This is a genomic window from Rugamonas sp. GW822-FHT03B10, from assembly GCF_058801745.1.
This window is the reverse complement of record NZ_JBXANP010000002.1, coordinates 335,111-354,779: the sequence shown is the minus strand read 5'-3', so window position 1 is coordinate 354,779 and position 19,669 is coordinate 335,111. Positions and strand designations below refer to the sequence as shown.

18 protein-coding genes are annotated in these 19,669 nt (G+C 67.8%); 10 read left to right on the top strand and 8 right to left on the bottom strand.

Going from position 1 to position 19,669, the window contains the following annotated elements:
• Positions 1-124: 124 nt before the first annotated feature.
• Positions 125-2,620: an alkaline phosphatase D family protein gene (locus tag AC1RQG_RS04750; RefSeq protein WP_493128815.1), complete on the bottom strand. Its 2,496-nt coding sequence runs from the start codon at positions 2,618-2,620 to the stop codon at positions 125-127.
• A gap of 205 nt (positions 2,621-2,825) precedes the next feature.
• Here AC1RQG_RS04750 and AC1RQG_RS04745 point away from each other — a divergent pair, with 205 nt between their 5' ends.
• From AC1RQG_RS04745 to rng, 8 genes are all read left to right on the top strand, one after another.
• Positions 2,826-3,551 carry a YebC/PmpR family DNA-binding transcriptional regulator gene (locus tag AC1RQG_RS04745; RefSeq protein ID WP_493128813.1) on the top strand — a complete coding sequence of 242 codons (726 nt, stop codon included), beginning with the start codon at positions 2,826-2,828 and terminating at the stop codon, positions 3,549-3,551.
• 73 nt (positions 3,552-3,624) lie between these two features.
• Positions 3,625-4,893: a phosphoribosylamine--glycine ligase gene (gene purD, locus AC1RQG_RS04740; RefSeq protein WP_493128811.1), complete on the top strand. Its 1,269-nt coding sequence runs from the start codon at positions 3,625-3,627 to the stop codon at positions 4,891-4,893.
• Between the two features lie 123 nt (positions 4,894-5,016).
• The gene (hemF, locus tag AC1RQG_RS04735) at positions 5,017-5,934 is read left to right on the top strand and encodes an oxygen-dependent coproporphyrinogen oxidase (protein ID WP_493128809.1); all 918 of its coding nucleotides are present in this window, start codon (positions 5,017-5,019) and stop codon (positions 5,932-5,934) included.
• The gene (locus AC1RQG_RS04730; RefSeq protein ID WP_493128807.1) at positions 5,931-6,584 is read left to right on the top strand and encodes a nicotinate-nucleotide adenylyltransferase; all 654 of its coding nucleotides are present in this window, start codon (positions 5,931-5,933) and stop codon (positions 6,582-6,584) included. Before hemF ends, AC1RQG_RS04730 begins: the two co-directional genes overlap by 4 nt.
• Positions 6,585-7,262 carry a ribosome silencing factor gene (gene rsfS / locus AC1RQG_RS04725; protein WP_493128805.1) on the top strand — a complete coding sequence of 226 codons (678 nt, stop codon included), beginning with the start codon at positions 6,585-6,587 and terminating at the stop codon, positions 7,260-7,262.
• A gap of 6 nt (positions 7,263-7,268) precedes the next feature.
• On the top strand, positions 7,269-7,739 hold the full coding sequence (rlmH, locus tag AC1RQG_RS04720) for a 23S rRNA (pseudouridine(1915)-N(3))-methyltransferase RlmH (RefSeq protein WP_493128803.1): 471 nt from the start codon (positions 7,269-7,271) through the stop codon (positions 7,737-7,739).
• An 18-nt stretch (positions 7,740-7,757) separates the two neighbouring features.
• Positions 7,758-8,378, top strand: coding sequence for a Maf family protein (locus AC1RQG_RS04715; protein WP_493128801.1), 621 nt, complete (start codon positions 7,758-7,760; stop codon positions 8,376-8,378).
• 191 nt (positions 8,379-8,569) lie between these two features.
• Positions 8,570-10,033, top strand: coding sequence for a ribonuclease G (gene rng / locus AC1RQG_RS04710; protein WP_493128799.1), 1,464 nt, complete (start codon positions 8,570-8,572; stop codon positions 10,031-10,033).
• A gap of 51 nt (positions 10,034-10,084) precedes the next feature.
• Here rng and AC1RQG_RS04705 read toward each other — a convergent pair whose 3' ends face one another.
• Positions 10,085-11,113 carry a PDDEXK nuclease domain-containing protein gene (locus AC1RQG_RS04705; protein WP_493128797.1) on the bottom strand — a complete coding sequence of 343 codons (1,029 nt, stop codon included), beginning with the start codon at positions 11,111-11,113 and terminating at the stop codon, positions 10,085-10,087.
• Positions 11,114-11,336: 223 nt separating this feature from the next.
• On the opposite strand from AC1RQG_RS04705, the gene AC1RQG_RS04700 reads away from it, so the two are divergent.
• Entirely contained in the window at positions 11,337-12,218 is an 882-nt protein-coding gene (locus AC1RQG_RS04700; RefSeq protein WP_493128795.1) for an SLATT domain-containing protein, read from the top strand.
• Positions 12,219-12,303: 85 nt separating this feature from the next.
• Here AC1RQG_RS04700 and AC1RQG_RS04695 read toward each other — a convergent pair whose 3' ends face one another.
• Positions 12,304-12,912 (bottom strand): PEP-CTERM sorting domain-containing protein, encoded by a 609-nt coding sequence (locus AC1RQG_RS04695; RefSeq protein WP_493128793.1) that lies wholly within the window; start codon positions 12,910-12,912, stop codon positions 12,304-12,306.
• Positions 12,913-13,100: 188 nt separating this feature from the next.
• On the opposite strand from AC1RQG_RS04695, the gene AC1RQG_RS04690 reads away from it, so the two are divergent.
• Complete coding sequence (locus tag AC1RQG_RS04690) at positions 13,101-13,814, top strand: alpha/beta hydrolase (RefSeq protein ID WP_493128790.1); 714 nt, start codon at positions 13,101-13,103, stop codon at positions 13,812-13,814.
• On the opposite strand, the gene AC1RQG_RS04685 is transcribed toward AC1RQG_RS04690, so the two are convergent.
• From AC1RQG_RS04685 to AC1RQG_RS04665, 5 genes are read right to left on the bottom strand one after another with little or no spacing between them, the layout of a single operon-like run.
• Complete coding sequence (locus tag AC1RQG_RS04685; RefSeq protein ID WP_493128788.1) at positions 13,795-14,985, bottom strand: alginate O-acetyltransferase AlgX-related protein; 1,191 nt, start codon at positions 14,983-14,985, stop codon at positions 13,795-13,797. The genes AC1RQG_RS04690 and AC1RQG_RS04685 overlap by 20 nt on opposite strands.
• Positions 14,985-16,397 carry an MBOAT family O-acyltransferase gene (locus AC1RQG_RS04680; RefSeq protein ID WP_493128786.1) on the bottom strand — a complete coding sequence of 471 codons (1,413 nt, stop codon included), beginning with the start codon at positions 16,395-16,397 and terminating at the stop codon, positions 14,985-14,987. Before AC1RQG_RS04680 ends, AC1RQG_RS04685 begins: the two co-directional genes overlap by 1 nt.
• A 47-nt stretch (positions 16,398-16,444) precedes the next feature.
• Positions 16,445-17,500 (bottom strand): lipopolysaccharide heptosyltransferase II, encoded by a 1,056-nt coding sequence (waaF, locus tag AC1RQG_RS04675; RefSeq protein WP_493128785.1) that lies wholly within the window; start codon positions 17,498-17,500, stop codon positions 16,445-16,447.
• A 29-nt stretch (positions 17,501-17,529) separates the two neighbouring features.
• Complete coding sequence (locus tag AC1RQG_RS04670; protein ID WP_493128783.1) at positions 17,530-18,654, bottom strand: glycosyltransferase family 4 protein; 1,125 nt, start codon at positions 18,652-18,654, stop codon at positions 17,530-17,532.
• Positions 18,651-19,667, bottom strand: a complete 1,017-nt coding sequence (locus AC1RQG_RS04665; RefSeq protein ID WP_493128781.1) for a glycosyltransferase family 9 protein — start codon at positions 19,665-19,667, stop codon at positions 18,651-18,653. Before AC1RQG_RS04665 ends, AC1RQG_RS04670 begins: the two co-directional genes overlap by 4 nt.
• Positions 19,668-19,669 lie beyond the last annotated feature (2 nt).

Genomic DNA, 19,669 nt, shown 5'->3' with positions numbered 1-19,669 from the left:
GGAATTGTAAGGGCAAACCGGCAACACTGCTCGGCGCCAGCGAAAACGGCGCGGCGTCCCCCAATGAAAAACGGGCCCGGCTGCATCGCAACCGGGCCCGTCTGGCGTCCGCTGACGCGATCGCTTAGCTGATCGCGACGGCGGCGCTACCGGCCGTGACGGTGGCCGTGGTCACGCGCGCGACCACATTGGCCGGGGCGTTGCCGGCCACCAGCTTGTTGGCTTGCTTGAACTGGGCCGTCATCTTGCCCGGCGTCAGCGTGACCACGGTGTAGCCCTGCGCATCCGTGTTCACGTGCTTGAGCCATGGGTTGTTGCCCAGGGCGGCCAGTTGCTGGGCCAGCGCCAGCAGGCTGACGCTGAAGTCGCTGCTGGCCTTCAGGCCGGCCATCACGGCCGCCACGGTCGGATCCAGCTGCGCTTCGGGCAAGCCCTTGGCGCCCAGCGCGCCGCGCAGTTGCACGCGCAGCTGTTCCAGCAGGCCGTCCACGGTCGGCGCGGCCTTGCCCAACGTGTAGTCGAGCAGGTCGAAGCTCAGGTTCAGCGTGCCCACGCCCGGCACCGGCACGTTCACCGGGTAGGTCACCAGCGTGCTGATGTCGCCCAGCGCGGCGGCGGCCTCCTTCAGGTAGGTGAAGAACGAGTCGGAGCTGATGCCGGCCGTGACCAGGTCCACCATCACCGGCGTGCCGCCGTTGGCCGCGTCGTAGTCGTCGCTGACGGCGCCGGCGAAGAAGGCGTGGATGTCGCCCGTGATCGCCACCACGTTGCTGACGTTGTTGGTCTTCAGGTGGCTCATCAGCGCCTTGCGTTCGCTGTTGTAGCCGTCCCACTGGTCGCAGTTGATCAGGAAACGGGTGAAGAACGGCGCCAGCGCGGCCTTCTTGGCATCCGGCAGGTAGATGGAGTTGGCCTTGTTGGCCTGGATGTCGGGTTTGATCCAGCCGAACGCGATGGTCTGCGCGGCGGACGCCGCCTGGGCGGCGGCGCCGGCCGGCGCGGCGGCCACGGCGGCGCCGTAGGCGGCCACGGTGATGCCGGCCTGGGCCGTCGTCAAGCCCGCGCCCACGGCGGCGGCGCCTTGCGCGGCGCTGCTGCTGCCGGCGCCGGCGATGGCCATCGCGGCGGCCTGGGCCGTCGCGGCCGTGGCGCCGGCCGTGGAGGCGGCCACGATGGCGGCGGCCACCGGCAGGTTGCCGCCGACGGCGGCGGCCGTGGTGCCGATGGTGGTGGCCAGTTGCTGCACCGCGCCCAGCGCCACCAGCGTGGCGATCGCGTCCACACCGTTCAGGCCCATGCGCAGCAGCGACACTTCATTGCCCCACAGCTTCCAGGTCGAGGTGGACGATTTCATCTTGTCCATCCACCACTGGCGCTGGGTGGTGCCCAGCATGCCGACGATGCTCAGCGGATCGGCGCCGATCTGGGTGCCGCCGGCCATCTTCTGCGCTTCCACGCTGTTGAACACATCCTGCGGCACCAGATAGCGCGCGCCGATGCTGCCCACGGCCGCGCCGGTGGCCGGGTTGATGGCCGCTTCCGGAATCACGTGGTCGGCGCGGTACAGGCGTTCGTCCGTCATCACCAGTTGCATCAGCTTGCCGAACTGGAAGTCGCGGTAGATCTTGATGTTCTGGAAGCTGGTCGAGGCCGTGTCCAGGCTGACGTCGGCCGGCATGTATTCGAACCACGCCTGGTTGGCGTTGCGGCGGCGGCTAGGCTGGTGCAGGTCGCTGCCGTCGGCGTTGAACGTGCCCTCGTAGGTTTCGGCGTCCTGCCAGCAGTCGTCCGAGAACTCGTGGTCGTCCCAGATGGCGATGAAGGCGAAGCGCTCGTGCAGCGCCTGCAGGCGGCTGTCGGTGCGGTACTTCTTGTACAGGTAGCGGTAGTCGGCCAGCGTGGTGGCGTACTTGGCGCCCGAGGTGCCGCTCTTGAACGCGCCGTCGGGCAGCACCAGCTGGTCGTGGCGGGCTTCCACGGCGCCGACCTGGAACGCTTCACCCACGGTCTCGTAGATGTAGTCGCCCAGGTGGACGATGAAGTCGAGGTTCTCGGTGGCCAGGTTGCTCATGGCGCCCCAGTGGTTGATGCTCCAGTCCTGGCAGGTCATGTAGGCGAACTGCAGCTGGCTGACGTCGGCGTCGGCCGTCGGCGCCGTCTTGAAGCGGCCCACGTTCGAGCGCACGTCGCCGGCCACGAACTGGTAGAAATAGGTGGTGCCGGCCGTCAGGCCCGTGACCTTGTGGCGCACCGTGTTGTCGAACTGGGCTTGCAGCGGCAGTTGGGTGTCGACCACCATGGTGCCGGCCAGCGCGGCGTTGCTGCCCAGCAGGGAACTGTTGTCGGTGGCGGTGACGACCAGGCGGATGCTCACGTCGTTGCCGGACGGGGCGGCGGCCACGCTGTCGGCGCCGGCAGGCAGGGCGCGCGTCCACAGCATGACGCTGTCGGGGCGGGGATCGCCGGAGGCTACGCTTTGCGGGAACTTCCAGCTGGCGCCCGTGGCGGCCGGCAGGTTGGCCGCGGCCGGGGAGCTGCTGCCGCCGCAACCGACCAGGCCGGTGCTGGCCACGGAAACGGTGATGAAGCCGCTGAATTTGAGAAACTGCCTTCTGTCCATATGTCCCCTCTTGTTCAAAAAGTACTGGAAATTAAAATCGTAGCATGGGCATGTGACTTGATGCCTACAAGAAACCGAGCAGCCACTCTATTTTAGCAACATTACAATCCGTACACGCCGCAGCGTCCGCCCGGGGGCGGTCTGGCGGGGCGCCGGTATGCTAAAATGTCGCCCTCACGGACTCACCGCCTAAGGAAGACTGAACATGGCTGGACATAGCAAATGGGCCAATATCAAACACAAAAAAGCCGCGACGGACGCTAAGCGCGGCAAAATCTGGACCCGACTGATCAAGGAAATCACGGTCGCCGCGCGCATGGGCGGCGGTGACGTCAACGCCAACCCGCGCCTGCGCCTGGCCATCGACAAGGCGGCCGACGCCAACATGCCCAAGGATAACGTGGCGCGCGCGATCAGCCGCGGCACCGGCGGCGACGACGGCGCCAACTACGAGGAAGTGCGCTACGAGGGCTACGGCATCGGCGGCGCCGCCATCATCGTCGACTGCATGACCGACAACCGCGTGCGCACGGTGGCCGAAGTGCGCCACGCCTTCAGCAAGTTCGGCGGCAACATGGGCACCGAGAACTCCGTGTCCTTCATGTTCAAGCACTGCGGCCAGTTCCTGTTCGCGCCCGGCACCAACGAGGACGCGCTGATGGAAGTGGCGCTGGAAGCGGGCGCCGAGGACGTGGTGGCCGACGAGGAAGGCGGCTTCGAGGTGCTGTGCGGACCGCACGACTTCGCCGCCGTCAAGGACGCGCTGGAAGCGGCCGGCTTCAAGGCCGATGTGGCCGAGATCATCATGAAGCCCGCCACCGAGACCGTGTTCACCGGCGACGACGCGGTCAAGATGCAAAAACTGCTGGACGCCCTGGAGAACCTGGACGACGTGCAGGAAGTCTATTCCAACGCCCTGATCGAAGACTGAGCCTTCGTCCCGGCAGCAATCCCCCCACGGCGGCCACCTGGCCGCCGTTTTCCGCTCTTACATGGATAGAACGATGAAAATTTTGGTAGTCGGCTCCGGCGGCCGCGAACACGCGCTGGCATGGAAATTGGCGCAATCGGAACGGATCCAGATGGTGTACGTGGCCCCCGGCAACGGCGGCACCGCGCGCGATCCGCGCCTGGTCAACGTCAACATCACCGACCTGCATGAACTGGCCAATTTCGTCGAGCAGGAACACATCGGCCTGACCGTGGTGGGACCGGAAACCCCGCTGGCCGGCGGCATCGTCAACCTGTTCCGCGCGCGCGGCCTGAAGGTGTTCGGCCCCACGAAAGAAGCGGCGCAGCTGGAATCGTCGAAGGACTTCGCCAAGGCCTTCATGCACCGCCACGGCATCCCCACGGCGCGCTACCAGACCTTCTCGGAAGTGGCCCCGGCCCACGCCTACATCGACGCCATGGGCGCGCCCATCGTCATCAAGGCCGACGGCCTGGCCGCCGGCAAGGGCGTGGTGGTCGCCATGACGCTGGAAGAGGCGCACCGCGCGGTGGACGACATGCTGGCCGACAACCGCTTCGGCGACGCCGGCGCGCGCATCGTGATCGAGGAATTCCTGGCCGGCGAGGAGGCGAGCTTCATCGTCATGTGCGACGGCAAGAACGTGCTGCCGCTGGCCACCAGCCAGGACCACAAGCGCCTGAAGGACAACGACGAAGGCCCGAACACGGGCGGCATGGGCGCCTACTCGCCGGCCCCGATCGTGACCCCGGCGCTGCACGCGCGCGTGATGCGCGAGATCATCAACCCCACCATCGCCGGCATGGCCAAGGATGGCATCCAGTTCACCGGCTTCCTGTACGCCGGCCTGATGATCGACGCGGCCGGCAATCCGCGCACGCTGGAATTCAACTGCCGCATGGGCGACCCGGAGACGCAACCGATCATGGCGCGCCTGAAGACCGACCTGCTGAGCGTGATGGAACACGCCGTCAACGGCACGCTGGACGCGGTGGAACTGGAATGGGACCGCCGCACGGCCGTGGGCGTGGTGCTGGCCGCCGCCGGCTACCCGGACGATCCGGTCAAGGGCGCCGTGATCGACGGCATCCCGGCCGAGACCCCGGAATCGGTCACCTTCCACGCCGGCACGACCGCCGTGGACGGCCAGTTGCTGGTCACGGGCGGGCGCGTGCTGTGCGTGGTGGGCCTGGGCGACAGCATCAAGATGGCGCAGAAGCAGGCCTACGACACGGTCGACCACATCCACTTCGACGGCATGCAGTGCCGCCGCGACATCGGCTGGCGCGGCCTGAAGCACTGATCCTCCGCGCCGCCCCCAAAACCGGGGTCAGGTCTTGAAATTGCGCAATTTGCGCGATTTCAAGACCTGACCCCGGTTCTTTTTGCTACAATCTCCCCTTGATTTTTTTCCCCGCACCGCGCCATGTCGCTTTCCCCCAACCCTGAGGCCGTCAAGGCTTACCTGCTCGCGCTGCAAAATAGCATCGTGCAGGCGCTCGAAACGCTGGACGGCTCGCCGTTCCGGCGCGACGCATGGGACCGCCCCGAGGGCGGCAGCGGCGTCACGCGCGTGATCGAGGAAGGCCATGTGTTCGAACGGGGCGGCTGCAACTTCTCGCACGTCAAGGGCGCGAAACTGCCGCCGTCGGCCTCGGCCCACCGGCCCGACCTGGGCGGCCAGCCGTGGGAGGCGATGGGCGTGTCGCTGGTGCTGCACCCGCGCAATCCCTACGCGCCCACCGTGCACATGAACGTGCGCTTCTTCGCCACCAGCGCGGCCGACGGCACGCCCGTGTGGTGGTTCGGCGGCGGCATGGACCTGACGCCCTACTACGGCGTCCAGGAGGACGCGCGCCACTTCCACCAGACCTGCTTCGATGCGCTGGCGCCGTTCGGTGACGACCTGCATCCGCGCTTCAAGCAGTGGTGCGACGAGTATTTCTACCTCAAGCACCGGCGCGAGGCGCGCGGCGTGGGCGGCATCTTCTTCGACGACGTCAACGCCGGCGGCTTCGAGCACTGCTTCGCCATGACGCGCAGCGTGGGCGACGCCTTCCTGAAGGCCTACCTGCCGGTGCTGGAGCGGCGCAAGGACCAGCCCTACGGCGAACGCGAACGCGATTTCCAGGCTTACCGGCGCGGGCGCTACGTGGAATTCAACCTGGTGTTCGACCGTGGCACGCTGTTCGGCCTGCAGTCGGGCGCCGGCCGCACGGAATCGATGATGATGTCGATGCCGCCGCTGGCCAAGTGGCGCTACGACTGGCAGCCGGAAGCGGGCACGCCGGAAGCGGCGCTGTACACGGACTTCCTGCCGCCACGGGACTGGCTGACGACGTGACGCGCCGTATCGCACTGCTGGGAGGCAGTTTCGATCCGGTCCATGTCGGTCATGTCGCGCTCGGCGCCCATTTCGCCCACCTGCTGCAATCGGACCAGCTGCGCGTGATCCCGGCCGGCAACCCGTGGCAGAAATCCACGCTGCAGGCCACGCCGCGCCAGCGGGCCGAGATGGTCAAGCTGGCCTTCGCCGACCAGCCGTTCCCGCTGCTGGTGGACCTGCAGGAAATCGAACGCGGCGAACAGGGGCAGCCGACCTACACCATCGACACGCTGCGCAGCCTGCGCCGGGAACTGGGCCCGCAGGCGTCGATCGCGTTCCTGATGGGCGCCGACCAGTTGCAGAACCTCGGCACCTGGCGCGACTGGCGGCAATTGTTCGACCATGCCCACTTCTGCGTGGCGGCCCGCCCCGGCTTCGCGCTCGACAGCCTGGCGCCGGAGGTGGCGGCGGAATTCACGCGCCGGCTGGGCAGCCCGGAACAAATACGCAACACCCCGCACGGTCTGACTTATCTGGCACAGGACTTTGCGGTCGACATCTCCGCCACCCAGATACGTGCGGCATTACAACGGGGGGAGCAGGCGAATTCGCTTATCTCCCCGCGAGTGCTAGACTATATTGAACAACATAATTTATACAAAAGCTAAATGGACATCAAAAAACTGCAATCCCTCGTCGTTGACGCCCTCGAAGACGTCAAGGCCCAAGACATCGTCCTGTTCGACACCACCCACCTGACCAGCCTGTTCGACCGCATCGCCATCGCCTCCGGCACCTCCAACCGGCAGACCAAGGCGCTGGCCGCGTCCGTGCGCGACAAGGTCAAGGAAGCCGGCGGCAACGTCTACGGCATGGAAGGCGAGGACACCGGCGAATGGGTGCTGGTCGACCTGGGCGACATGATCGTCCACATCATGCAGGCCCCGATCCGCGCCTACTACCGCCTGGAAGAAATCTGGGGCGACAAGCCGGTCAAGCTGGGCGCCGCCAAGCGCGCCAAGAAGACCGACGCCGAAGCGGCGCCGAAGAAGACCAGCGGCCACCTGGCCGCCTCCAAGGCCGCCGTCGAAGCGACGCCGGTGGTGGAGAAGAAGGCCGCTGTCAAGAAGGCCGCCGCCAAGCCGGCCGCCGAGAAGAAGCCGGCCGCCAAGAAGGTCGCCGCCCCGGCCGGCAAAGTGGTGAAAGTGGCCAAGTCCAAGACCGCCACCGCCGCCGCCGCCGAGCTGAAAAAGCTGCCACCGAAGCCGAAGGCCCCGAAAGCGGCCGCCGACAAGGAAGCGCCGGCCAAGACCGTGATCAAGCGCATCAAGAAAGTGGCCGAGTAAGGGTCGATGCAACTGATCATCGCGGCCGTCGGCCACAAGATGCCGGCCTGGATCGAGGCCGGCTACGCTGAATACGCCAAGCGCATGCCGCCCGAGCTGCGCATCGTGCTCAAGGAAGTCAAGCCGGTCGAGCGTTCCGGCAGCAAGACGGCCGCCACCGCCATGGCGCTCGAACGCGAGCGCATCGAGGCGGTGCTGCCCAAGTCGGTGCGCATCATCGCGCTCGACGAGCGCGGCAAGGACCTGACCTCGGTCGGCCTGGCCAAGCAGCTGGAGACCTGGCAGCAGGACGGACGCGACACGGCCTTCCTGATCGGCGGCGCGGACGGCCTCGATCCCGAGCTCAAGGCGCGCGCCGAAGGCCTGATCCGCATCTCCAGCATGACCCTGCCGCACGGCATGGTGCGCGTGATGCTGGCCGAGCAGCTGTACCGGGCCTGGTCCATCACGCAGAACCACCCTTACCATCGGGTCTGACGTCACTATAATTAAAAAATGAAACCGGTCGACAAGAAGATCTACCTCGCCTCCAAAAGCCCGCGCCGGCGCGAACTGCTGCGCCAGATCGGCATCGACTTCGAACTGCTGCTGCTGCGCAGCGACGGCCCGCGCGGCGCCGACGTGACCGAGGACGTGCTGCCGGGCGAGGCGCCGGCCGTCTACGTGGCCCGCGTGGCGCGCGAGAAGGCGGCCTTCGCCTACAACCTCCAATTGCGGCGCCACCTGACGCCGCGCGCCGTGCTCAGCGCCGACACCACCGTCACCATCGACGGCGACATCCTCGGCAAGCCGGCCAATCCGAACGAGGCGAAAGCCATGCTGCGCCGGCTGTCCGGGCGCACCCACCAGGTGCTGACCTCCGTGGCCGTGCACCACGCCGACTTCACCGGCCAGGTGACGCAGGTGTCGGACGTGCGCTTCTGCCCCCTGAGCGAGGCGGCCATCGACGCCTATTGCGCCACCCAGGAACCATACGACAAGGCCGGCGGCTACGGCATCCAGGGCCTGGCGGCGCAGTTCATCGAGCACATCGAAGGCAGCCACTCCGGCATCATGGGCCTGCCCCTGTTCGAGACGGCCCAGTTGCTGCGCCAGGCCGGCCTGCCGCTGCCCTGAGGGATGGGAAGGGAGAGGGTCTACCCCTTGGGTCCGACCCTGGTTTTGCCGGCGTGAAGGGCCTGCCCCCGTCCTCGCGCTTGGCCCAGCCGCTGGTTTTGCTGTCGCATCACCGCCATGTTGCAATGATGGCTAACCGTGTATGATCGCCATGCGCGCCCATCAACCACCAACAAGCAAGTGACCGACGCATGAACGAAGACATCCTGATCAACATCACCCCGCAGGAGACGCGGGTCGCCCTCATCGTCCAGGGCGCCGTGCAGGAACTGCACATCGAGCGCACGCTCACGCGCGGCCTGGCCGGCAACGTCTATTCGGGCAAGGTGGTGCGGGTGCTGCCGGGCATGCAGTCGGCCTTCATCGACATCGGCCTGGAGCGGGCCGCCTTCCTGCACGTGGCCGACATCTGGGAAGCCCGCCCGCACGACGGCCAGAACGCCGCCCCCACCCCGATCGAGAAGATCCTGTTCGACGGCCAGGTGCTGACGGTGCAGGTGATCAAGGACCCGATCGGCACCAAGGGCGCCCGCCTGTCGACCCAGATCTCGATCGCCGGGCGCATGCTGGTCTACCTGCCGCAGGACTCGCACATCGGCATCTCGCAGAAGATCGAGAAGGAAGCCGACCGCGAAGCGTTGCGCGCGCGCCTGCAAGGCCTGCTGCCGGCCGACGAGAAAGGCGGCTACATCGTGCGCACCCAGGCCGAGGAGGCGACCGACGCCGACATCGCGGCCGACGTCGAATACCTGCGCAAGACCTGGGCCGCCATCACCAACGGCGCCCGCACCAAGCCCGCCACCACGCTGCTGCACCAGGACCTGAGCCTGGCCCAGCGCGTGCTGCGCGACTTCGTGCACGAGGAGACGGCCACCATCCAGGTCGACTCGCGCGAGAACCACATCGCCCTGTCGGCGTTCGCCCAGACCTACACCCCCAGCGTGCTGCCACGGCTGCAGCACTACACGGGCGAGCGCCCGCTGTTCGACCTGTACGGCGTGGAGGAGGAGATCCTGCGCGCGCTGGGACGGCGCGTGGACCTCAAGTCGGGCGGCTACCTGATCGTCGACCAGACCGAGGCCATGACCACCATCGACGTCAACACCGGCGGCTTCGTGGGCGGGCGCAACTTCGCCGACACCATCTTCAAGACCAACCTGGAGGCGGCGCACGCGATCGCGCGCCAGCTGCGGCTGCGCAACCTGGGCGGCATCATCATCCTCGACTTCATCGACATGGAGAACAACGAGCACCGCAACGCCGTGCTGGCCGAGTTGAAAAAGACGTTGTCGCGCGACCGCACCAAGGTCTCCGTGTCCGGCTTCTCGGCGCTGGGGCTGGTGGAGATGACGCGCAAGCGCACGCGCGAATCGCTGGCCCACATCCTGTGCGAACCGTGCCCCGCCTGCGCGGGAAAAGGTCAAGTAAAAACGTCGCGCACCATCTGCTACGAGATCCTGCGCGAACTGCTGCGCGAAGCCAAGCAGTTCAACCCGCGCGAATTCCGCATCCTGGCCTCGCAGGAGGTGGTGGACCTGTTCCTGGAGGAGGAATCGCAGCACCTGGCCATGCTGGGCGACTTCATCGGCAAGAAGATCTCGCTGCAGGTGGAGACGGCCTACCATCAGGAGCAGTACGACGTGATCCTGATGTGATTTGGTTGTTATTACAAACCTCAGTCTGCTCGTACCCCGTTGGAATCGCACTCATTGCTCGGCCGCGCGCAAACTTATTTCTAACTCCCGGCGCAACGCATCGCGATCCGGCAGGTAGAGCTGGTATTTCTGCACGAAAAGCTGGCTGCTCATCTGGTAGGTCGCGTATTCGACCAGCAGTTCATCTTTGTTACGGCTGAGGATGATGCCGATGGGAGGGTTATCGCCCTCGACGTTCTCCTCTTTGGCGAAATAGCCCAGATACATATTCATCTGGCCGATGTCTTGGTGCTGAACGTCGTTGATCTTGAGATCGACCAACACAAAGCAGCGCAGGATGCGGTGATAAAAAACCAGATCGACCTTGTAGTGGAGGTTGTTGATGGTTACCCGATATTGCCGGCCGACGAACGTGAAGCCCTTCCCCAGTTCAAGCAAGAAGAGCTGAAGGTGGTCACACAACACCGTTTCGAGCTGGGCTTCCGAGACCTGATATGGCTCGGGAATCTTCAGGAACTCAAACACATAAGGTTCGCGCAGCAAGTCGGCAGGTTGTTCGACGATTTGTCCCTGTGCGGCAAGCTGCAGGACGCCAGCCTTGTCTTTGCTGGCGGCCAGTCGCAGGAACAAGCCGCTTTCCTTCTGCCGTTTCAATTCCCGCACCGACCAGCATTCGCGGCCGGTCTGGCGCTCGTAAAACCCGCGCTCCAACGGATCGTCGATTTTCAGCAGTTCGACAATATGCGACCAGCTCAAATGGTGCGACAGCGTCGCACCATTTGGATAGGCTTGGTAAAACTGGCGAATTCGTATCAAGTTGCTGCGGCTAAAACCTTTGCCGTGGCGTAGGCTCAAATCCTTCGTCAGGCTGGCAAGCAAGGCCGTGCCGTAGTCGGCGCGGATTCTTCCGCCCTGCTCAAATTCGACAATGTGCCGTCCGACCTGCCAATATGTCTCGATGAGCTGGTCATTGACGGCCTGCATTGCGCGGACGCGGCCCTGGTTGTAGGTGCCGGATATCTGCTCCAGCAAAGCCCGATAGGCAGACGAGGCGGTCAGTTTCTGAATTTCATTGCTCATAGCCGAAACCCCATTTTCTCCAGCGTTGCAACTGAGAGGCCCGCAAACCTTCGCTCGAATTTATTTTACCCGCCACTGCCACTCATTGATACGTTTGACAATCCCATCCTTGGCGCCGGGCCGCCGCCGCCCCGGCGCGTCCGTTGGCAGGTAGAATCCAGTGTGCCCGTGCGTGACCATGCCGCCGGGCCTGCCGATCAACGATTGCCCCACTTGCCACCCCATGAGCGCTAACGACGTCAGCCACACCAAACTCCTGCCCTGGAACCAGTACCGGGACCAGCAACCCGCCGACGCGCTCAAGACCATCTACGACCACGCCAACGGCACCGGCGCCGCCATCCGCGGCTGGTACTGGTCCAGCATCGCCGTCAAGCGCCGCATCTCGTGGTGGGTGCGCGGCGCCACCTTCCTGTTGCTGATCACCGGCTCGCTGCTGCCGGTGGCGGCCGGCTTCAGCGATGACAGCGCGCAGCGCCTGCTGTGCACCCAGAGCGGCGTGGTGGCGCTGGCCCTGGCCGGGCTGCTGCAGGGGGCCGACCGCATCTTCGGCTGGTCCAGCGGCTGGCTGCGCTACATCACCACCGTCACCGCCATCGAGAACCGCAGCCGCCGCTTCGAGCTGGAATGGGCCGGCCACCTGCTGACCCGGCACGGCGCGCTGGACGACGCCGACGTGCGCGCCCTGTTCGAACTGGCGCGCCAGTACGAGGACGACACGGTGCGCCTGCAGGCGGAGGAAACGAGCCAGTGGGCGGCCGAATTCAGCACCAGCATGACGGCGCTGGGCGAGGCCATCCGGGCCCAGCGCGACGCCGGCGACAAGGCGCTGGACGCGGTGCGGGTGTCGGTCACGGCCGCCCGCGCCAGCGGCGCCATCGAGCTGGCGCTCAGCCACAAGGATGGCCAGGTGCAGACGGTCGACATCGGCCTCGACGACGAGGCGCCGCAGCCGTTCACGGGCACCGTCTGGTCGTGCGTGAACGTGGCGCCGGGCCAGCACCGGCTGCGCCTGTCCACGCGCGGCACGCCCCCGCTGTCGCTCGACAAGGCCGTCAGCGTGCGGCCGGACGCCATCACCACCGTCGAAATGACGCTGGCCTGACAATAAAAAAACCGGGGTCAGGTCATGCTCTCGCGCATTTTGCGCGACAGCATGACCTGACCCCGGTTTGTGGCGCGGGCGGTGCTTACTTGGCCGCTTTGCGGCGCGCCACGAAGGCCACCAGGCCCAGGCCGGCCAGCAGCATGCCGTAGGTTTCCGGTTCCGGCACGGCCGAGGTCAGCGACACGCTGTCGATCGAGGTGCCCAGGCTGTCGCTGGTGCCGACGGCCAGGAAGCTGAGCTTGGTGCCGCCCTTGTTGCCCACCACGTCGAAGGACTTGAGGGTCCATTCCTTGGCGTTGTTGAACACGCCCAGGTTCTGGCTGCCCCAGAACACTTGCACGCCCTGCGACGACGACGCCACGCCGGCGCGGTCTTCGAACGCGAAGCTCAGCGTGTAGTGCTGGCCGGCCACGTCGTTCACTTCCTGCCACATCGAGCTGTTGGCGGTGGTGTCGAGTTCCACGAAGTTCTTGCCGTCGAAGGCGGTGCCGGACACGTTGTCGCGCAGCTCGATGCCGGTCTTGTTGGCGCCATGCCAGCCGATCAGGTTGTTGTAGATGCTCCAGGTGCCGGAGGCTTGCAGGTTCTGCTCGAAACTGCCGTTGGAGATCAGCTCGGTGGCGGCGTGGCTGCTGCCCGCGACGAGGACGGCGGCGGCGGCGAAGGATTTGAGGACGGCGGCAAATTTCATGTGGGATTCCCTGTCTGTTTGCTATTGTTAATTATTGTTTCCTAAAAGACAGTGCAATTATATCGATTGCAATTATTTTTGCCACTTGAATCAGCAAAACCGAAGAAATCCTCTAATTTCGCGGATGCGCCGCGCTGGCGGCAAACGGAGTAAGCTGCCGGTATTGTCCACCCCGCGCACAGGCCGCCATGGCACCATTTTCCGCCGTCCCGGACGGCGCCTACAGCGAAGGACGGCTGTACGCGCGGCCCCACCCGCCCTCGGCCACGCCCACCATCGCGCCCGGCCTGCACACGCTGGTCTTTCCGGACGGGCGCGAGACCCTGTTCTACGCGCCGGCCCATGCCGACCCGCAGGGGGCGCCGCTGCTGCTGCTGCTGCACGGCGCGGGCCGGCGCGACGGCGGGTCCGAGGCCACGGCGCTGGGCCACGCCATGCTGCGCGGCGCCTTCCTGCTGGCGCCGCGCGCGCTCGGCACGTCGTGGGATCTGCTGCGCGGCGGCTATGGCCCCGACCTGTCGTTCATCGACCTGCTGCTGAGCTGGACCATGCAGCACTACGCCATCGCGCCGCACGCGCTGGCCATCGCCGGCTTTTCCGACGGCGCCTCCTATGCGCTGTCGGTCGGGCTGGCCAACGGCGACCTGTTCGGCGACATCCTCGCCTTCTCGCCCGGCTTTTCGCGGCCGCTGCGCGTCGCGGGCCTGCCGCGCGTGTTCATCGCCCATGGCGCGGCCGACGCCGTGCTGCTGCCGCAACGGGGCCAGGCGATCGCGCGCGAGCTGTCGGCGGCCGGCTACACGGTGGAATTCCAGCAGTTCGAGGGCGCCCACCTGGTGCCGCCCGAGGTGGCCATGGGCGCGCTGGCGCGGCTGGCCGGCGCTAGGGCATCAGGGTCTTGAAGTCGTTCCCCAGCCGGCCCGCGTAGACGGTGGCGTCGTGGTACAGCACCAGCATGTCGTCGCCGGCCCGGTGCTCGAACAGGAAGCTGCGCAACAGCTGCTGGTCGGCCGCGTCGAGCGTGCCCAGGAAGTTGGTGTTAAACAGCAGCACCTCCTTGTAGTAGCGGGCGAACCAGCCCACCGCCGGCGGCCCGTAGGAATCGGAGATGATGACCAGGCGCTGGCGCTGGCCGCGCGGGTTGGTGACGCGGATCGCTTCGCGCAGCTTCTCGACCACCGGCCGCAGCGGCCCGTCGAAGCAGGTGGCGCCATAGCACAGCTCCAGTCCGGACTTTTGCCAGTCCAGCGTCTCCACGTCGCTTTCGAGTTTGAGGCCGTGGAACAGGTGCGAGATGTCCGATGGCTGGCGTTCCACCTTGCTCACGTAAGGCGTGGCCTGCTGCGGCGTGGCGCCCCAGAATTGCTGGACGGTCCATGCCGACACCAGCCGCGGCCCGGCGCCGGCCCAGTGGAAATAGGTGCTGGGGAACAGCGGTTCGCGCGCGTTGGCCTCGCGCATGGCCGCCAGCGGATAGGACAGCTGGCGCCGCACCTCGGGCGCCAGCGGCCCGGCCAGCACCTGCGACATCGGCGTGACCGAGTCGCGGCACAGGCCGTACAGCCAGCGCGGCAACTGCTCCATGTTCACCACGGGCGAGGTGGGCACCACCAGCAGCTTGGCGTCCAGCCCGCGCGCCCGGGTCTGGGCCACGAAACGGTCGATCTGCTGCGCCAGCATGGGCGCCTGGGTGGCCTGGTAGCCGCACACGGACAGGATGCCGCTGTAGGGCGGCGCCTCGGCCTGGAACGCGGCCGTGAAGATGCGGCCGTGGCGTCCGGCGATCACCTGGTGGGTGGGGAACTGGCGCCACAAGGCGTAATCGAGCTTGGTGTGCAGCGCCACCAGCCGCGCGCGCAGGCCGAAATGGTCGTTGGCCCAGGCGTCGAACGCGCCCGTGTAGCGCAGCGCGGCGGCCGGGCTGTCGGGCGCCGACGGGAAGGGCGCCAGGTGGCGGTTCTCGCCCTCGTCATGCTTCGAGGGCAGCACCAGCAGCGCCGGCGCGGCCAGCAACGCCACGAGCAGGATCTTGGCCAGGCGCGCCCTGGCGCGCGGTTCGCGTAGTGACATCATCAGAAACGGAAATAGATAAAGGGATTGTAGGTGCCGGCCGCCAGGCTGGCGCTGCACAGGACGAACGCGCCCAGCACCAGCGCCAGCCGGGCCGATTGCTGCCAGCGCGGCAGGCGCGCCGGCGCGGCGCCGGCGGCGGTAGCGGCGGTAGCGGCGGCCGGCCGGCGCCACAGCGCCAGCGCGGCGCCGATGGCCAGCGCCGTCCACTGCGGCGCGGCGATCGACAGGTGCCAGTCATGGGGCAAGGCGCCGCCGTCGCCGGGCACGAACATGACGCGCAGCAGGTGCAGCGCCGTGGGCACGTCGGCGGCGCGGAAGAACACCCAGCCCAGCATCACCACCAGCAGCGTGTAGGCCTGGGCCAGCACGCGCGGCAGGCGCCGCAGGACCGCGTCCAGGCCGGCGCGCTCCACCATCAGCAGGCCGCCATGCCAGGCGCCCCACACGATGAAGGTCCAGGCCGCGCCATGCCACAGGCCGCACAGCAGGAACACCAGCCCCAGGTTGAGGTAGGTGCGCAGCGGGCCGGCCCGGTTGCCGCCCAGCGGGATGTACAGGTAGTCGCGGAACCAGCTCGACAGGCTGATGTGCCAGCGGCGCCAGAACTCCGTCAGCGACAGCGCGCTGTAGGGCCGGTCGAAATTGGGCGGGTAGCTGAAGCCGATCATGTGGCCGATGCCGATCGCCATGTTGGAATAGCCGGCGAAGTCGTACAGGATCTGGATGCTGTAGCAGGCCACGGCGATCCACGCGCCGGCGCTGCTCAGGTGCTCGGGGCCGGCGCCGAACAGGCTGTCGGCCGGCAGCGCCACGGCGTTGGCGATCAACACCTTCTGCGCCAGGCCCGTCATGAACTGCTGCAGGCCGCGCCAGATGCGCGCCGCGTCCACCTCGCGGTGCTCGACCTCGCCGGCGATCTGCTGGTAGCGCACGATGGGGCCGGCGATCAGCTGCGGGAACATGGCCTTGTACATGGCGAAGTTCCAGAAGCTCTTTTGCGCGTCGACCTGCCCGCGGTACACGTCCACCAGGTAGGACACGCCCTGGAACACGAAGAACGAGATCCCCAGCGGCAGCGCGATGCCGGGCGGGGCCAGCGGATGGCTCAGCACCAGGTTCAGGATCTCGGTCAGGAAGTTGGCGTACTTGCAGTAGGCCAGCACCGCCAGGTTCAGGCCCACGCCCACCGCCAGCACGGCCATGGCGCGCCGGCCCGCGCGCGCGATGGCCAGGCCGAACACGTAGTTGAGCAGGGCCGAGGCCATCAGCAGCGGCACGAAGCGCGGCTCGCCCCAGGCGTAGAACAGCAGGCTGGCGGCCAGCAGCACGCCGTTTTTCCAGGGCAGCAGGTAGTACAGGCACAGGAAGGCGGGCAGAAAGTAGAACAAGAAGGAAACGGAACTGAACACCATGGCGGAGGACTCTACCTGACTAAAAGAGACGATATTCTAACGGCGGCTCAGCGCGCCGGGGCCAGCATCGGTTGTAGTTTTTGCCACGCCATGGCCGGCGCCAGCTTGCGCATGCAATCCTGGTGGCCGAGCGGGCATTCGCGCTGGCGGCACGGCGCGCAATCGAGCCGCAGCGACAGCGACGCGGCCAGGTCGGAGAACGGCGGCGCGTGGTCGGGATCGGTGGGCCCGTACAGGGCCAGCACCGGCCGGTTCAGGGCCGAGGCGATATGCAGCAGGCCCGAGTCGTTGGCCACCACGGCCGCCGCGTGCGCGATCAGGGCCACGGCTTCGGCCAGGCTGGTGGCGCCGGCCAGGTTGACGATGGCGTCGTTGCCGCCGGCCGCCGCGCGCACGGCGTCGCACACCTCGCGGTCCTTGGGGGAGCCGAGCAGCGCGATGCGCGCCTGCGGGTGGGCCGCCAGCACGGCCTGGGCCAGGCTGGCGAAATGTTCGGCCGGCCAGCGCTTGGCGCCGCCGAATTCGGCGCCCGGCGCGAACGCCAGCAGCGGCCGCGCCGGGTCCAGCCCCGCGCGCGCGCAGGCGGCCGCGATCTGTTCCGCGCTGACGCGCAGCGCCGGCCGTGGCAGGGCCGCGCGCCAGGCCGGCCCCTGCACCGTCCGCGGCGCCTCGGCCAGCGCCGCGTAGAACGCCACCATGGGACGCGGCGGCAGCTCGTCGTGGTGCATCACGTTGATCAGGCCATAGCGGCTCTCGCCCTTGTAGCCGACCCGGCGCGCGATGCCGGCCAGCCACGGCAGCAGCGCGTACTTGAGGGTGTTGGGCAGCACGTAGGCGTCCACGTAGCCGCGCCGGCGCAGCGCGCGCGCGTATTTCCACCGTTCGCGCAGCTGCAGCGCGCCGTGCCGGAACGGCGTCTCCAGCACCTCGGCCACCTCGGCCATCTGGCGCCACACGGGCGAGACGGACGGCGGCGCCAGCACGTCGATGGGGCGCTCGGGGTGGGCCGCGCGCAGCCGCTGCAGCAGCGGCTGGGCCATGACGGCGTCGCCGATCCAGTTGGGCGAAATGACGAGAGTGCGCGACGGCGCGGCTGTGCTCATGCGGCTTCCTTCAGTAAAAAAACAGGGCGTCAGGCGGCGCGCGCGGGCCGCAGGGCTTGGCCGTACACGGCCAGGGTCTGGCTGGCGCAACGCTGCCAGCTGTAGCGGGCCGCCACCGCGCGCCCGGCCGCCACCAGCGCGGCGGCGCGTTGCGGGTCCTGCACCACGTCCAGGATGGCCTGCGCCATCGCGCCCGTGTCGCGCGGCGGGAAATAATGGGCGCCGTCGCCGTAGATCTCGGGCAGGCAGCTGGCGTCGCTGGCCACCACGGGCGCCCCGTGCACCATCGCCTCCAGGCCCGGCAGGCCGAAGCCCTCGCTCAGGCTGGGGAACACGTAGGCCGCCGTGTGCTCGTACAGCCAGCGCAACTGGCCCTCGCTGACGTAGCCGGTGAACACCACGCCCTCGCCCAGGCCGCGCGCGCGCGCGTAGGCCTGCAGGGCGTCCATCAGCACGTCGGCGCCGCCGGCGATCGCCAGCTTGAGCGCCGGCAGCCGCGCGCGCGCCAGCGCGTAGGCGTCGATCAGCGCGTGCAGGTTCTTGTGCGGCTGCGGCCGGCCCACGTACATGATGAAGGGCGCGCCGGCCAGCGCGGCCACCGGCTCGGGCGCGGCGGCGATGGCGTCGGCCGCCAGGTGGGTGGTGGTGACCTTGTCCAGGCCCATGTGGGCGAACGCCTGCAGGTCGTGCTTGACGTAGTCCGACAGCGTGATCAGGCGCCGCGAACGGGCCGCCACGCGCCGCACCAGGCCCCGGTAGATGGCTTGCTTGACGCCGAACACGAGCCGGTTCTTGGCCGGGTTGACGAAGCGCGCCGTGGTCAGGTCCATGATGGAGGTGACCACGGCGCCCCGGTACAGCAACGGTTGCTGGGCCATGGGAAAGTGCACCAGGTCCGGCCGCAGCCGGGTCAGCTGGCGCGCCAGCCCCAGTTGCTCGCCGAAGCTGAATTCGCGGTACGGGCAAGCGACGGTGGTGAACCGCGGGTGGCTGGGACGCCAGTCCGCCATGTCCTTGGGCTTGAGCAGCACCACGTAGCGGTACGGCGCGTCCTCGCGCTGCAGGTAGTGCAGCAGCCGTTCCACGTAGCGCCCGGTGGTGGTGCGCAGCTCGCGCGCGTCGATCGCGATCAGCGGCAGTGCCGGCGCGTTCACGCGGCGCCCTCCGCGCACCAGGCCAGCAGTTCGCGCTCGACCTGGGCCGGCGTGATGGCGGCCATGCAGCGGCAGCTGGCCGGGTCGGCGCAGGCGGCGCAGGCCGTGTCCACGCTCAGCGAGCGGGCCCGCGCGCCCAGCGCGCCCCAGCGCGTGGCGTCGATCGGTTTCAACGGCGGGAACAGGCCCAGCGTGGGCCGGCCCAGCGCGGCGGCCATGTGCAGCGGCCCGGTGCCGCTGGCCAGCAGTCCCGTGCTCACGCCGATCAGCGCGCACAGGCCGGCCAGGTCGAAGCGCCCGCACAGGTCGCGCACGTTGGGCAGGGCCAGCAGCTCGGGCGCCTGCAGCGCCAGCTGCGCCCCCTCGGCCGCGCTGCCCGTCACCCACAGCGCGATGTCGGGCCGCGCCTGCAGCCGGCGCGCCAGTTCCGTGTAGTGCGACAGCGGCCATTCGCGCCCGTTGCCGTTGGACTTGGGGTGCAGGATGATGCAATGGGGCGCCTCGGCGCGCAGCGCGTCGCAGTCGGGCTGGCGCGGCGCCGTCAGGCCGTACAGGGGCGGCAGTTCGGCCAGCGGCGGGCGCGGGTCCAGGCCGAGCGGGCGCAGCAGCGAAAAGTTCAGCTGCGCCTCGTGCAGCGCCGAACGGGCACGGCTGAAATGGGCCAGCCGGTTGCAGCTGAACCAGTGATACCAGCGGTGGCTGGTGCCGACCCGGTTGCGCACCCCGGCCCGCTTGGCCGCGCGCGCCAGGCGGCGGTCGGGGAAGGCGAAGATCACCGTGTCGATGCCGGCGCCGGCGAAGAACTGCTGGCGGTCGCCCAGCGTATCGAGCTCGATCACCCGGTCCACGTGGCTGCAGTGGCGCACCAGCGGCGCGGCGTAGGCGCGGCACAGGAAGTCGATGCGCACGGAGGGGAAACGCTGCTTGAGGTAACCGGCCAGCGGCAGCGTCAGGGCGACGTCGCCGATATTATCAGTGCGGCAAATCAGGATATGGTCGAAGGGCGGACGCATGC

Excerpts from the sequence above, each read along its gene's own strand:
- AC1RQG_RS04695 (WP_493128793.1), bottom strand. The coding sequence starts at position 12,912 with ATGAAATTTGCCGCCGTCCTCAAATCCTTCGCCGCCGCCGCCGTCCTC.
- rsfS (WP_493128805.1), top strand. The coding sequence starts at position 6,585 with ATGGACATCAAAAAACTGCAATCCCTCGTCGTTGACGCCCTCGAAGAC.
- rlmH (WP_493128803.1), top strand. The coding sequence starts at position 7,269 with ATGCAACTGATCATCGCGGCCGTCGGCCACAAGATGCCGGCCTGGATC.
- purD (WP_493128811.1), top strand. The coding sequence starts at position 3,625 with ATGAAAATTTTGGTAGTCGGCTCCGGCGGCCGCGAACACGCGCTGGCA.
- hemF (WP_493128809.1), top strand. The coding sequence starts at position 5,017 with ATGTCGCTTTCCCCCAACCCTGAGGCCGTCAAGGCTTACCTGCTCGCG.
- AC1RQG_RS04705 (WP_493128797.1), bottom strand. The coding sequence starts at position 11,113 with ATGAGCAATGAAATTCAGAAACTGACCGCCTCGTCTGCCTATCGGGCT.
- AC1RQG_RS04685 (WP_493128788.1), bottom strand. The coding sequence starts at position 14,985 with ATGATGTCACTACGCGAACCGCGCGCCAGGGCGCGCCTGGCCAAGATC.
- AC1RQG_RS04745 (WP_493128813.1), top strand. The coding sequence starts at position 2,826 with ATGGCTGGACATAGCAAATGGGCCAATATCAAACACAAAAAAGCCGCG.
- waaF (WP_493128785.1), bottom strand. The coding sequence starts at position 17,500 with ATGAGCACAGCCGCGCCGTCGCGCACTCTCGTCATTTCGCCCAACTGG.
- AC1RQG_RS04700 (WP_493128795.1), top strand. The coding sequence starts at position 11,337 with ATGAGCGCTAACGACGTCAGCCACACCAAACTCCTGCCCTGGAACCAG.
- AC1RQG_RS04750 (WP_493128815.1), bottom strand. The coding sequence starts at position 2,620 with ATGGACAGAAGGCAGTTTCTCAAATTCAGCGGCTTCATCACCGTTTCC.
- AC1RQG_RS04690 (WP_493128790.1), top strand. The coding sequence starts at position 13,101 with ATGGCACCATTTTCCGCCGTCCCGGACGGCGCCTACAGCGAAGGACGG.
- rng (WP_493128799.1), top strand. The coding sequence starts at position 8,570 with ATGAACGAAGACATCCTGATCAACATCACCCCGCAGGAGACGCGGGTC.
- AC1RQG_RS04680 (WP_493128786.1), bottom strand. The coding sequence starts at position 16,397 with ATGGTGTTCAGTTCCGTTTCCTTCTTGTTCTACTTTCTGCCCGCCTTC.
- AC1RQG_RS04665 (WP_493128781.1), bottom strand. The coding sequence starts at position 19,667 with ATGCGTCCGCCCTTCGACCATATCCTGATTTGCCGCACTGATAATATC.
- AC1RQG_RS04715 (WP_493128801.1), top strand. The coding sequence starts at position 7,758 with ATGAAACCGGTCGACAAGAAGATCTACCTCGCCTCCAAAAGCCCGCGC.